The organism is Xanthomonas hortorum, assembly GCF_024339125.1.
GTDB classification, from domain to species: Bacteria; Pseudomonadota; Gammaproteobacteria; order Xanthomonadales; family Xanthomonadaceae; genus Xanthomonas; species Xanthomonas hortorum.
Genome location: NZ_CP101417.1, coordinates 3069939 through 3082032 on the forward strand (window position 1 = coordinate 3069939; position 12094 = coordinate 3082032).

At 65.4% G+C, this 12094-nt stretch carries 13 protein-coding genes; 11 read left to right on the forward strand and 2 right to left on the reverse strand.

Annotated features, from left to right (window positions below; translation table 11 throughout):
• Nucleotides 1–23: 23 nt before the first annotated feature.
• A complete protein-coding gene (recO, locus tag NMB96_RS13150; RefSeq protein ID WP_255085006.1) occupies nucleotides 24–746 on the forward strand; it encodes a DNA repair protein RecO in 723 nt (240 codons plus the stop codon).
• 112 nt (nucleotides 747–858) lie between these two features.
• On the opposite strand, the gene NMB96_RS13155 is transcribed toward recO, so the two are convergent.
• Complete coding sequence (locus tag NMB96_RS13155) at nucleotides 859–1581, reverse strand: response regulator (protein WP_023903252.1); 723 nt, start codon at nucleotides 1579–1581, stop codon at nucleotides 859–861.
• Nucleotides 1582–1737: 156 nt separating this feature from the next.
• Here NMB96_RS13155 and rlmD point away from each other — a divergent pair, with 156 nt between their 5' ends.
• Nucleotides 1738–3072 carry a 23S rRNA (uracil(1939)-C(5))-methyltransferase RlmD gene (rlmD, locus tag NMB96_RS13160; RefSeq protein WP_043889051.1) on the forward strand — a complete coding sequence of 445 codons (1335 nt, stop codon included), beginning with the start codon at nucleotides 1738–1740 and terminating at the stop codon, nucleotides 3070–3072.
• A 55-nt stretch (nucleotides 3073–3127) separates the two neighbouring features.
• Here rlmD and NMB96_RS13165 read toward each other — a convergent pair whose 3' ends face one another.
• Nucleotides 3128–3631 carry a hypothetical protein gene (locus NMB96_RS13165; protein ID WP_225970174.1) on the reverse strand — a complete coding sequence of 168 codons (504 nt, stop codon included), beginning with the start codon at nucleotides 3629–3631 and terminating at the stop codon, nucleotides 3128–3130.
• Nucleotides 3632–3870: 239 nt separating this feature from the next.
• Here NMB96_RS13165 and NMB96_RS13170 point away from each other — a divergent pair, with 239 nt between their 5' ends.
• The 9 genes from NMB96_RS13170 (at nucleotide 3871) to NMB96_RS13210 (ending at nucleotide 12078) form a co-directional block, all read left to right on the forward strand.
• On the forward strand, nucleotides 3871–4395 hold the full coding sequence (locus NMB96_RS13170; RefSeq protein WP_043889052.1) for a CYTH domain-containing protein: 525 nt from the start codon (nucleotides 3871–3873) through the stop codon (nucleotides 4393–4395).
• A gap of 112 nt (nucleotides 4396–4507) precedes the next feature.
• Nucleotides 4508–5191 (forward strand): DsbA family oxidoreductase, encoded by a 684-nt coding sequence (locus NMB96_RS13175; RefSeq protein ID WP_043889053.1) that lies wholly within the window; start codon nucleotides 4508–4510, stop codon nucleotides 5189–5191.
• A gap of 15 nt (nucleotides 5192–5206) precedes the next feature.
• Nucleotides 5207–6241 carry an NAD(P)/FAD-dependent oxidoreductase gene (locus NMB96_RS13180; RefSeq protein WP_374728755.1) on the forward strand — a complete coding sequence of 345 codons (1035 nt, stop codon included), beginning with the start codon at nucleotides 5207–5209 and terminating at the stop codon, nucleotides 6239–6241.
• The gene (locus NMB96_RS13185; RefSeq protein ID WP_043889054.1) at nucleotides 6216–7811 is read left to right on the forward strand and encodes a cryptochrome/photolyase family protein; all 1596 of its coding nucleotides are present in this window, start codon (nucleotides 6216–6218) and stop codon (nucleotides 7809–7811) included. The genes NMB96_RS13180 and NMB96_RS13185 overlap by 26 nt, the downstream gene beginning before the upstream one ends.
• A 195-nt stretch (nucleotides 7812–8006) precedes the next feature.
• Complete coding sequence (gene nagZ / locus NMB96_RS13190; RefSeq protein WP_023903259.1) at nucleotides 8007–9011, forward strand: beta-N-acetylhexosaminidase; 1005 nt, start codon at nucleotides 8007–8009, stop codon at nucleotides 9009–9011.
• Nucleotides 9011–9565 carry a hypoxanthine-guanine phosphoribosyltransferase gene (locus NMB96_RS13195; RefSeq protein ID WP_006449878.1) on the forward strand — a complete coding sequence of 185 codons (555 nt, stop codon included), beginning with the start codon at nucleotides 9011–9013 and terminating at the stop codon, nucleotides 9563–9565. Before nagZ ends, NMB96_RS13195 begins: the two co-directional genes overlap by 1 nt.
• An 86-nt stretch (nucleotides 9566–9651) precedes the next feature.
• Entirely contained in the window at nucleotides 9652–10404 is a 753-nt protein-coding gene (locus NMB96_RS13200) for an S-methyl-5'-thioinosine phosphorylase (RefSeq protein WP_183086839.1), read from the forward strand.
• Between the two features lie 87 nt (nucleotides 10405–10491).
• The gene (gene cspE / locus NMB96_RS13205; RefSeq protein ID WP_003488188.1) at nucleotides 10492–10698 is read left to right on the forward strand and encodes a transcription antiterminator/RNA stability regulator CspE; all 207 of its coding nucleotides are present in this window, start codon (nucleotides 10492–10494) and stop codon (nucleotides 10696–10698) included.
• Between the two features lie 96 nt (nucleotides 10699–10794).
• Entirely contained in the window at nucleotides 10795–12078 is a 1284-nt protein-coding gene (locus NMB96_RS13210) for an FAD-dependent oxidoreductase (protein ID WP_023903261.1), read from the forward strand.
• The last annotated feature ends 16 nt before the right edge of the window (nucleotides 12079–12094 follow it).

A 12094-nucleotide genomic window follows, 5' to 3' on the forward strand; every position in this document is an offset into this window, starting at 1 on the left:
GGGACCCGGTCCCGCCTGCCGCCATGCTGATCGACAACGAACGCGGTTTTGTCCTGCATGTGCGCCCCTGGCGCGAGACCAGTCTGCTGGTGGAAGTGCTCACCGAGCAGCAGGGGCGGGTGGGATTGCTGGCGCGTGGTGTGCACGCGGCGCGCAAACAGGCCTTGCGCGCCGCATTGCAGCCCTTGCAACTGATCCAGTTCACGGCAATGCAGCGCGGCGAGCTTGCGCAACTGCGCCAGGCCGAGGCCTTGGACACTGCACCGCGCCTGGCCGGCGAAACCATGTTGGCCGGCTTCTATATCAGCGAGTTGCTGCTGCGGCTGGCTCCACGCAACGACCCGGTGCCCGAGCTGTTCGATTGCTATGCGCGGGCGCGGGCGCATCTGGCCTCCAACCTGCCGTTGGCCTGGGGACTGCGCCAGTTCGAGCGCGATGTACTCGATGGGCTCGGGTTTGCCTTCGATCTGCAACACGACAACGACGGCCAACCGATCGACCCGGCGGCACGTTACCGCCTCGATCCGCAGGAAGGCGCATTGCGCGTGTTGAGCGAGCGGCTGGCGCAGGACCGGCGCGAGACCGTGACCGGCGCGGCGTTGTTGGCGCTGGGCGAAGACGTCATGCCGGCGGCCGACGACATGCCGGGATTGCGCCGCAGCATGCGTGGCGTGCTGCTGCATCACCTGGGCGGGCGCGGTCTGAAGTCCTGGGAAATGCTCGAGGATCTGGCGCGCCGGCGCTGATCAGCAAGGCAAACTCGCTACGCGGCTGGGCGCGTCATTCAATCGAGCTCCGTACGCACTCTCTACAACGCCGAGTCCGAGCCTGAGCGTCGCGCAGCGACAGGCGCTCAGTTCAGTGCAGCAGCGCCGCCACCGCCGCATGAAACTGCGTCTGCGCCGTGCTCGATTGCGGGTCGCCGCGCAGTAAACGCACCGCGCCGGCAAGCCGCGCTGCGCCGACAAAGCCGCAACTGGCCTGCAGCCGGTGCAGATGGTTGCGCAGTGCCGGCTCGTCGCTGATCTGCAGGGCCGAATCCACCGCGTCGCGCGTGCCCGGCAACTCGGCCAGGAACAATTCGCGTAGCGCGTTCAGATGGTGCTGCTGGCCATTGAGCGCGCTGAGTGCGGCCGCTTCGTCCCAATCGCTGGCGGCGATGTCGACCACGCCGACCGGCGCCACGCTGTAACGGCCGCGCGCCAGTCCGCGACGCACCGCCTGCAGCAGACGTTCTGAGCTCAGCGGCTTGACCAGCATTTCCAGAAACCCATCGGACTGCAGGCTGCGTTGCATGGTCATGGTGCCGTCGGCGGTGTGGGCGAGTGCGGGGACGTCGGGATGCAACAGGCGCAGTGCGCGCAGCAGCTCGCTACCGGTGCCATCGGGAAGATTGACGTCGATCAGCCAAAGGTCGTGACGATGTTCGCGGGCGCGGTCGAGCGCCGAAGACAGGGAATCGGCGCAATCCACCCGGGCGGGCAGGTCTTCCAGGACGGCCTGGAGAAACCCGCGGCTGATCGGGTCGTCTTCCACCAGCAAGAGTCGTGGGTGGGGTTCCTGACGTGTCGCCATATTCATGCTGCCTCCTTGTCAGCGATGCCGCGTCGTGACCGCCGCGCGCAGCCGGAGTTTGCCTGTGTTTGCGGCGCGCGACAATTGTCCCATCGCTTCTAGCGGCCTCCATCGATCGCATCTGCGACAATACGCACCCTTTTGCCCGCAGCTCGTCGCCACGTGGCCAGAACCAGAAACCGTTTCGACCGTACCCCGTTCCAGATCGCCATTATCGACCTCAGTCACGACGGCCGCGGTGTTGCGCGCCGCGAGGGCGAGGGCGGCAAGGTCACCTTCATCAGCGGCGCCCTGCCCGGTGAGGTGGTACGTGCCGAACCCACCGCGCGCAACCGGCATTTCGATGAGGCCAAGACGGTGGAGGTGCTGGAGGCATCGCCGCAACGGGTGACCCCGCGCTGCCCGCATTTCGGCGTCTGTGCCGGCTGCGTGCTGCAGCATCTGGACGAGTCGCAGCAGATTGTGGCCAAACAGCGCGTGCTGATGGATAACCTGGAGCGCATCGGCCACGTCACCCCGCAGGCGATCCTGCCGGCGTTGGTGGGCGACAACTGGGGCTACCGCCGCAAGGGTCGCTTCTCGGTGCGGCGGGTGGAAAAGAAGGACAAGACGCTGGTCGGTTTCCGCGAGCTCGATCCGCGCTTCGTGGCCGATCTGTCGGTCTGCTACACGGTGATCCCGCAGATCGGCGAGAAGATTCCGTTGCTGGCCGCGCTGGTCGAAGGCCTGGACGGCAAACGCGACATTCCGCAGATCGAATTCATTGCCGGCGACGAAGCGGTGGTGCTGACCATCCGCCATATGCAGCCGCTCAGCGAGCGCGATCTACAGGCGCTGACGGAATTTGCGCAGGCGCACGCGTTTGCGATTTTCCTGCAGCCGGGCGGTGTGGAGAGCGTGCATCCGTTGTGGCCGCAAGAAGTGCCGCTGTCGTTCCGCTTGCCGCAATGGGATGTGGAACTGGCGTTCCGGCCGCTGGACTTCATCCAGGTCAACGCCTCGCTCAACCAGAAAATGATTGCGCATGCGCTGGCATTGCTCGACGCCAAGCCGGACGACCGCGTGCTGGATCTGTTCTGCGGCCTGGGCAATTTCACCCTGCCGCTGGCACGCGGCGTGCGCGAAGTGGTCGGCGTGGAAGGCGATGCCGGGCTGGTGGCGCGTGCGCGCGAGAATGCGCAGCGCAATGGACTGGAGAATGCGCAGTTTTATGCGGCCGACCTGACCCAGGATCAGCACCATACCGCGTGGATGCGGCAGGGCTTCGACAAGCTGCTGCTGGATCCGCCACGCTCGGGCGCGTTGGAAGTGTTGCAGCAGCTGCCGTTGAAAAAGTTCGAGCGCATCGTCTACGTAAGCTGCCATCCGGGGTCACTGGCGCGCGACGCCGGCTATCTGGTCAACGAACAGGGCTTTACGCTCAAGTCCGCCGGTGCGATGGACATGTTTCCGCATACGGCGCATGTGGAAAGCATCGCGGTGTTTGAGCGGCGCTAGGCCATTATGTTCCGGGCGTCGGTTACCCGTCGCCCGGACGGTGTGACTTTGGTCCTTAGTTTTTCTTTTCGACGGCGTTTTGCCACTGCCCGTCGACCAGCGCGAAGGCCATCGGCCGCGTGCCGCGTTTGCCCTCGGCTTCAACGATGACGTCGCACTCGACCACTGGCGCCTCACTGCCGAGTTTGCAGCGCTCGACACCGGAGACCTGCGCAGTACGCGCGGCGTCTTGAATGCGCGTGCGCATCGCCGCGTCGTTCTCCTGCGCAAGCATCTGGCTGATGGCCTCGCGCAGGAGCACCTGCACGCGATCCTGCGGCGGTACCGGCGCGGCGACTTCCATTTCCTTCTCGCTGTGCTGCAACGCCCACGCGCTCCCTTTCGGGACAAACCGCAGCGTCATGTGTTTTTCGCTGGGCCCGGCCTGGCCGGTGACGATGCAATCGAGCGTCTCCGGTTTGGCGTCGACAGCCGGCAGGCAGCCGGTCAACGCGGTCAAGCGCGGACGGAACATGGCGGACATGAGCGCGTCGCCCTGCTTCTGCGGGTTGGCTGCCATGTCATCGGCGATGGCCGCATCCAGTGCCTGTTGCGCCTGGGCCAGCGAGAGCGTGGCTGCAGCAGCGCCGGCTGTGGCAGTTGCGCACACAAATGCAGCAGTGAGCGCCGCAATGTGCAGGGTGGAGTATCGGCTGACTGTCATGGCGTTCTGTCCTTGAATGAGAGGGGGCGGAGTGTAGAGGTCGCAAGGCTGCGTCGGCCAGGCATTTTTCTGCAGGTCCCGCCATACTTGTGGACATGGGCATTGAAATCGAACGCAAGTTTCTCGTGACCGGCGACGGTTGGCGTAGCGCCGCGCATGCGGTGATCCCGATGGCGCAGGGCTATATCAACGACCAGGCAGCGATGCGCAGTGGCGCGCAGAACGCGTCGGTGCGCGTGCGCATCCAGGGCGAGAGCGCATTTCTCAATTTGAAATCGCGTGAGGTGGGGCATACGCGGCAGGAGTTCGACTACCCGATTCCGGTGGTCGATGCGCGTGCGCTGCTGGCGCTATGTGTCGGCGGTTTGATCGACAAGCGCCGGCATCTGGTCGAGTACCAGGGCCATGTGTGGGAAGTGGACGAATTTCTAGGCGACAACGCCGGGCTGGTCGTGGCCGAGATCGAACTCGGGAGTGCCGACGAGGCGTTTGCCAGGCCCGCCTGGGTCGGCGCGGAAGTCACCGACGATGTGCGCTATTACAACCTGGCGCTGGCCTCGCACCCGTTCTCGCAGTGGGTGGAGAGCCGGGATTCGGGATTGGGCAGTCGGGATTCGTAAAAGCTGAGGTGATGCGTCGGCCTGGGCTGATGCGTTGCGACTCCCCAATCCCTGCCTTGGAATTGGGCTTATGCTCTGCGCATCCCCAATAACGAATCTCCAATCCCCGCCCATGCGCATCGATATCTGGTCTGACGTTGTCTGTCCCTGGTGCTGGATCGGCAAGCGCCGTTTCGAGCAGGCGGTGGCCTCGCTTGGTGCGCAGGCACCTGCGCTGGACATCCATTACCACGCGTTTCAGCTGGATCCCGACGCCGGACTGGAACCGACACCGTTGCGTGATGCGCTGGCGCAAAAGTTCGGCGGTGCTGCGCGCGTGGATCAGATGCTGGCGCAGACGCAGGCCACTGCGCGTGCCGAAGGTTTGCCGTTCGATTTCGGGCGTGGGCAGGTGCAGGTCAGTACATTGCGCGCGCATCGGCTGATCTGGCTGGCGAGCCATGAGGGCGATGTCGAGGCCGTGATCGAAGCGCTGTTTCATGCGCATTTTGCCGAAGGCCACAACCTGGGCGCGACCGAAACGCTGGTGTCTGCCGGTGCCGCTGGCGGTCTGGATGAGGCGCGCGTGCGCGCACTGTTGGACTCCGATGAAGGCATCGTTGCGGTAGAGGCGCAATTGGCGCAGGCCACTGCGCTGGGAATCCGTGCGGTGCCCAGTTTCGTGATCGATGGACGCAGCCTGATCCAGGGCGCACAGCCGCCGGAGAGTTTTGCGCAAGCACTGTTGCAGCTGGCGGCCGAATCGGCGCCGATCGGTGGTCCCGATGCCTGCGGGCCGGACGGCTGTGCAGTGTGAACCGCCGGCGGCGTCTTGCAACTCCCAACTCATGACGAGATGACACAGCCCGCCCGCCCGAAGACGGTTGCGGTGATCGGCGCCGGATTGGCAGGGCTTGCCTGTGCGCAACGGCTGCAGGCGGCGGGATGGACGGTAACGCTGTTCGAGCAAGCCAATGTGCCCGGCGGGCGCATGCGCAGTTGCGCAGGCGATGGCTGGCAGTGCGACCACGGCGCGCAGTATTTCACCGCACGCGATCCGGCGTTTGCAACGGTGGTGGACGAATGGATTGTGGCCGGCATTGCGGCGGCCTGGCCTGCGCGCGTGGCGAGTTGGGATGGCATCGAATTTCGTCCCTCGCAGAGCGTTTTGGCGCGCTTTGTCGGTGTGCCGGACATGGCCGCACCGGCGCGTGCGCTTGCGGCAGACCTGGATGTTCGATTGGGCACCGCTGTGCGATCTCTGCAGCGCGACGGCGACACATGGTGTCTGGCTGTGTCGGGAGACGATACGAGACACGCCTTCGACACAGTGTTGCTGGCGGTGCCGGCGCCGGTAGCAGCTGCATTACTGGAGCACATCGCGCCCACGCTCGCGACGATTGCCGCTGGCGCAAACATGCAGCCGGCCTGGGCGGTGGTGCTGCATTTCGACACGCCGGTCGACCCTGGTTACGACGCCTTGTTCGTCAACGCCGGCCCGTTGCGCTGGGTGGCACGCAACGCCAGCAAGCCTGGACGAACCGGCGGCGAAACCTGGCTGCTGCATGCCAATGCCGATTGGAGCCAGGCGCATTTCGACGCGACGCCCGAGGCGGTGATTGCCAGTGTGTTGCCAACACTGGCCGCGCTTGGGTTGCCAGTGCCGCAGTCCTGCGCTGCGTCTCGCTGGATAGTGGCCAGCACAGATCCGCCCTTGCAGATCGGCTGTGCCTGGGATGCGCAATTGCGTATCGGTCTGTGTGGCGACTGGTTGGCCGGCGGCAAGGTGGAAGGCGCCTGGCAAAGCGGCGTGGCGCTGGCGGAGCGTGTGCGCGCCAGCGATGCCGTACGCAGCGATCGCGATTAATGCCGTGGCACACGTAGCCGACCTCAACCCACAGGCACCCGCACACACGCTGCGCCTGATTCTGGGCGATCAACTCAATCCGCAACACAGCTGGTTCGATGCGACCGATGCGGGCGTGGTCTACGTGCTGATGGAAGTGCGCGAAGAAACCGATTACGTGCTGCATCACGCGCAGAAGATTCTGGCGATCTTCGCGGCGATGCGCGCGTTCGCCGCGCGCTTGCGGCAGGCCGGTCATCGTGTGCGTTACGTGGCCATCGACAACCCCAGCAATCGGCAGTCGATTCCCGCCAATCTGGGCGCGTTGATGGCGCATTACCACGCTACCCATCTGGACTATCAGGCGCCTGACGAATGGCGGCTGGATGAAGCGCTGCGAGACTGGTGCACGCGCCAGCCATTCGCCACACGCATGGTCGATAGCGAGCATTTTCTGACCGAGCGCGATGAGGTGGCCGCGTGTTTCCGCCCCGGCAGCCAATGGCGTATGGAAGTGTTCTATCGAAAGATGCGCCGTCGCCACCGGGTCCTGCTTGATGCATCCGGCGAGCCGGAAGGCGGGCGCTGGAATTTCGATCACGACAACCGCGCGCCGTGGCCGGGCGATCCGCCGGCGCCGCAGGACTGGCGCGTAGCGCACGATCATCGCGCGTTGTGGAGCTGCATCGAAGCGGCTGGCGTGCGCAGCTTCGGCGCACCGAACGACGATGCCTTGCCATGGCCGCTGGACCGTGACGAAGCGCTGCAGCACCTGGATGCGTTTATTACGCACGGGTTGCCGCACTTCGGCCGCTACGAAGATGCGATGAGCACGCGCAGCCCACGTTTATTTCATTCGCTGCTGTCGTTCGCGCTCAACGTCAAGCTGCTGCATCCGCGTGAGGTGATCGAACGCGCGGAGGCGGCCTTGCATGACGGACATGCGCCGCTGGCATCGGTGGAAGGCTTTATCCGGCAGATTCTGGGCTGGCGCGAATACGTGCGCGGGGTGTATTGGTCGCAGATGCCGGGCTATGCACAGTCCAATCAGCTGGCGCAGCATGCGCCGCTACCGCACTGGTTCTGGGACGGGCAGATCGGCATGCGCTGCCTGGCCGATGCCATCTGCAACTCGCTGGCCAACGCGCATGCGCACCATATCCAGCGGCTGATGGTGATCGGCAATTTCGCGCTGCTGGCAGGGCTGGAGCCGCAGGCGCTGCATCGCTGGTACCTGGGCGTCTACATCGATGCGTTCGAGTGGGTGGAGTTGCCGAATACGATCGGCATGAGTCAGTTCGCCGACGGCGGCCTGCTCGGCAGCAAGCCGTATATCAGCGGCGCAGCCTATATCGACCGCATGAGCGATTACTGTGGCGGCTGCAAGTACCAGCGCAAGGCGCGGGTCGGCGCGCAGGCCTGCCCGTATAACGCGCTGTATTGGGATTTCCTGGCGCGGCAGCGCACGCTGCTGCACGCCAACGAGCGGCTGGCGATGCCCTACCGGCAGCTCGACGACATGGCGCCGGAGGTGCTGGCCCAGGTGCAGGCGCAGGCCGCGCATTGGCGGGCGAATCTTGAGGTGCTCTAACAAGCAGTGCACTGGGCCTGACGCACGGTGCGCCGGTCGGGCAGCGCGGGGCGGGGACGCTGGCGCAGCTCATCGCGACGCGACATAACGCCCCAATTCGGGCACCTGCCTGAATACGCGATCTGACGCTGCAACGCGCATCTGCGACAATGCCGCGCTGCGCCAACGTGGCGCCTGGCCCGGGAGTCCCCCAACATGCTTCTGATCGGCGTTGCCGGTACCGAACTCAGTGCACAGGAGCGCGACTGGCTGCAGCACGATGCGGTCGCCGGCGTGGTGCTGTTCAAGCGCAATTTCGCCTCGCGCACGCAAGTAGCCGAGCTGTCCGCGTCCATCCGCGCTGCCGCACCGCGCCCGGTATTGATCTGCGTGGACCAGGAAGGTGGGCGCGTGCAGCGGTTTCGCGACGGTTACAGCGCTCTGGCGCCGCTGCAGAGCTTCGGCGTGCAGTATGCGCATGACCCCGAGGCCGCCCTTGCTGCCGCGCGCGCGCATGCGCAGCTGATGGCCAGCGAAGTACGCGCCAGCGGGGTGGACCTGAGCTTTGCGCCGGTGGTGGATCTGGGCCGTGGCAACCGCGCCATCGGCGATCGCGCCTTCAGCGACGACCCACAGATCGTGGCCAGCTTCACCCGCGCCTATGTGCAGGCGCTGCACGGCGCCGGCATGGCCGCCACGCTCAAGCATTTCCCCGGCCATGGCACGGTGCTGGAAGACACCCATGTCGACCATGCCAGCGACCCGCGGCCGCTGGACGTGCTGCTGGCCGAGGACCTGGTGCCATTCATGGCCGGGATCGAGGCCGGTGCCGACGCGGTGATGATGGCGCACGTGGTCTACCCGCAGGTTGCGCCGGAACCGGCCGGTTATTCGCAGCGCTGGATCGAGCAGATCCTTCGTGGGCAACTGGGCTTCCGCGGCGTGGTGTTCTCCGACGACATCGGCATGGCGGCCTCGTTCAGTGCCGGTGGCGTGGCGGGCCGGGTGCATGCGCACCTGGATGCCGGCTGCGACGTAGTGCTGGTCTGCCATCCGGAACTGGTCGATGCATCGCTGCAGGCCGTGCAAGGCCGCAGCCTCAATACCGCAGCACTGATCGGCCTGATCGGCCGCGGCGCGCTGGGCTGGGATGGCCTGCTCGCCGGCACCGACGCCTCATTCACCACTTCCCCTTCCGCCCCTTTCGGAACAATTGCCTGATGTCCACGCTCACCATTTCCCAGGCCCTGGCCCAAGCCGATCTGCTGGTCGACCGCCCCGCCATCGACGCCGCCGTCGGCACCATTGCCGATGCGATCGCGCGCGACTATGCCGGCGAAGTGCCGGTATATCTCACCATCATGCATGGCGCGCTGCCGTTCTCCGGCCAGCTCGCGCTGGAGCTGGGCGCACGCGGCCAGGACCTGCAGTTCGATTACCTGCATGCCACCCGTTACCGCGGCGAAACCACCGGCGGCGAGCTGGTCTGGAAGCATCGCCCGGCCACCGCGTTGTTCGGCCGCCGGGTGATTCTGGTCGACGACATTCTCGATGAGGGTTACACGCTGCAGGGCGTGCGCCAGTGGTGCCTGGAGCAGGGCGCTACCGACGTGCGTGTGGCGGTGTTGACCGTCAAGCGCCATGACCGCTGCGTGCCCGGCGTCGCTGCCGATTATGTGGGCGTGGAAGTGGCCGACCGCTACGTGTTCGGCTTCGGCATGGACGTCAACGAGCAGCTGCGCGGCATTCCCGCCATCTATGCGATGAAGCAGTAATTCCCGCAGTGTGCCCGCATCGCTGCGGGCAGTCCGTCGCGCACGCGTGCGCGCGCCGTCATGTCTTTTCGTAGCAGAGGTCGGTTGTGCCCCCCAATTCCATCGCATTGGCCGTCATCGGCGGCACTGGTGTCTATAAGCTCGCGCAGCTGGACGAGGTGCAGACGCACCAGATCGAAACGCCGTACGGCGCGCCCTCCGGGCCGATTCGCGTCGGCATGTTGCTGGGTCACCGCGTGGCGTTTCTGGCGCGTCATGGTGAAGGCCATTCGCTGCCCCCGCACAAGGTGAACTACCGCGCAAACATCGCTGCGCTGCAGCAAATCGGCGCTTCGCGCGTGCTGGCACTCAACACCGTGGGCGGCATCACCGAGCGGTTCGGCCCGCGCGTATTGGCGTGCCCGGATCAGTTGATCGATTACACCTGGGGCCGCGTGTCCACCTTCGGCGAAGAGCCGGGCAGCGAGGTGCAGCACGTGGATTTCGGCCATCCGTATTCGCCGATGTTTCGCAGCAAAGTCATTGCCGCAGCCAAAGTGACGGGTGTCACGCTGGTTGCCGACGGATGTTACGGAACCACGCAAGGGCCACGGCTGGAAACGATTGCAGAGATCGCCCGCATGCGTCGCGACGGCTGCGATCTGGTCGGCATGACCGGCATGCCCGAAGCGGGGCTTGCACGCGAAAAAGGCCTGGAATATGCGTGTTTGGCGATCGTTGCGAACTGGGCGGCCGGCTGCGGCGACGCGCAGGAAATCACCATGGCCGAGGTGCTGAGTAACGTCGATGCGGCCTCGTCCGGATTGCCGGAGCTGATTGGCGAACTTGCACGCGGGTGATTGTCATTGGGGCATAAGCTTTGCATACTCGGCGCGTACGCTCTGCCGTACACCACCCATTAATTATTGCAAAGGTCTCGCATCACCATGCCGAACGGTACCGTCAAGTGGTTCAACGACGCCAAGGGATTTGGCTTCATCTCACCGGAGGACGGCAGCGCCGATGTCTTCGCGCACTTCTCCGCGATCAACTCCAAGGGCTTTCGCAGCCTGCAGGAAGGCCAGCGCGTCAGTTATGACGTGACCCAGGGCCCCAAGGGTGCCCAGGCTTCGAACATCACGCCGGTCGAGTGATGTGACTCGATTGTGCGGTTGAAGAACCCCGCCACGGCGGGGTTTTTTTTGCACCGGTCCATGCGGGATCGGTGCTAGCGAAACAGAGCAGGGACGATGCAACGAGCATTACGGATTGCGGTAGTGGGCTATGGCACGGCGGGGCAGGCACTGGCGGTGCTGCTGGGCGCCGATGGGCATCGACTGGATGTGTTCGAGCGCGCTGCCGCGCCCGGGCCGGTGGGCGCAGGATTTCTGTTGCAGCCCAGCGGCCTGCAGGTGTTGTGGAAGATGGGATTGCTGTCGCAGGCGCTTGCGCATGGCGCGCCGGTGCGGCGGCTGTATGGCGAGACGCCGTGCGGACGCGCGGTGATGGACATGCAGTATCGCGATCTGGATACGCGGCTGATGGGCTTGGGCATGCAGCGCGGCGCCTTGTTCGCGCTGTTGCGCGATGCATGGCCGGAGCAGGCGCAGCTGCATGTGGATACGCAGATCACCGCGATCGATCACGACGGCGTGCGTGTGCAGGACCAGCGCGGGCACTGGCATGGTCCGTACGATCTGATCGTCGCCGCCGATGGCTCGGCCTCCACGCTACGCGCGCAGGCGCAGGGCACGCGGCTGGATCGGGTCTATCCGTGGGGCGCGCTGTGGTGCCTGCTGCCACGCGAGGATTGGCCGTTCGTCGATGAGCTGCGACAGCGTTATATCGGCGCACGCAAGATGATCGGCCTGCTGCCGGTGGGCACGCGGCCCGGCGACGACACGCCGCGGCTGAGTTTTTTCTGGAGCCTGCCGTGCAGCGATTTTGCCGCGTGGGAACAGCGCGGCATCACGGCATGGCGCGATGAAGTGGCGCAGATGTGGCCGGATGCACACGCCCGCCTGGAAACTGTGCAAGTGCATGGCGCACTGGCGCGTGCCAGTTACCGCGACGCGGTGGTGACGCGCTGGCATCGCGGCCGTTTCGTGCTGGCCGGCGATGCCGCTCATGCGATGAGTCCGCAGCTGGGGCAGGGCGTCAACATGGCGCTGCTGGACGCGTTGGCGATGCGCGATGCGTTGCGGGTTGGCACTGATCTGGATGCGGCCTTGCAGCACTATCAGCGCGAACGCCAGGCGCATGTGGCGATCTACCACCGCTGGAGCCGTTGGTTGACGCCGCTGTTCCAGTCCGAACGCGATCTATGGGCACACGGACGCGATCTGCTGATGCGCCCGATGGGCCGCGTGCCTGTCGGGCGCGGACATATGCTGCGTGTGCTCAGCGGTACCCAGCAGGGTTGGTTCGGCAAGCTGGCGTTGGCGCCGGAGTTTGTGGAGGCGTTGTCGCAACCAGTGCCGCAACCGCAGCTGCAAACACGTGCTGAGGCCGATGGCGTTAAAGCCGTGATGTAGCGCGTGTGGGTTGTTG

Bases quoted from the DNA above. Each gene is read 5' to 3' on its own strand.
- recO (WP_255085006.1), top strand. From the start codon at position 24: ATGCTGATCGACAACGAACGCGGTTTTGTCCTGCATGTGCGCCCCTGG.
- NMB96_RS13155 (WP_023903252.1), bottom strand. From the start codon at position 1,581: ATGAATATGGCGACACGTCAGGAACCCCACCCACGACTCTTGCTGGTG.
- NMB96_RS13165 (WP_225970174.1), bottom strand. From the start codon at position 3,631: ATGGCAGCCAACCCGCAGAAGCAGGGCGACGCGCTCATGTCCGCCATG.
- NMB96_RS13170 (WP_043889052.1), top strand. From the start codon at position 3,871: ATGGGCATTGAAATCGAACGCAAGTTTCTCGTGACCGGCGACGGTTGG.
- NMB96_RS13175 (WP_043889053.1), top strand. From the start codon at position 4,508: ATGCGCATCGATATCTGGTCTGACGTTGTCTGTCCCTGGTGCTGGATC.
- NMB96_RS13185 (WP_043889054.1), top strand. From the start codon at position 6,216: ATGCCGTACGCAGCGATCGCGATTAATGCCGTGGCACACGTAGCCGAC.
- nagZ (WP_023903259.1), top strand. From the start codon at position 8,007: ATGCTTCTGATCGGCGTTGCCGGTACCGAACTCAGTGCACAGGAGCGC.
- NMB96_RS13195 (WP_006449878.1), top strand. From the start codon at position 9,011: ATGTCCACGCTCACCATTTCCCAGGCCCTGGCCCAAGCCGATCTGCTG.
- cspE (WP_003488188.1), top strand. From the start codon at position 10,492: ATGCCGAACGGTACCGTCAAGTGGTTCAACGACGCCAAGGGATTTGGC.
- NMB96_RS13210 (WP_023903261.1), top strand. From the start codon at position 10,795: ATGCAACGAGCATTACGGATTGCGGTAGTGGGCTATGGCACGGCGGGG.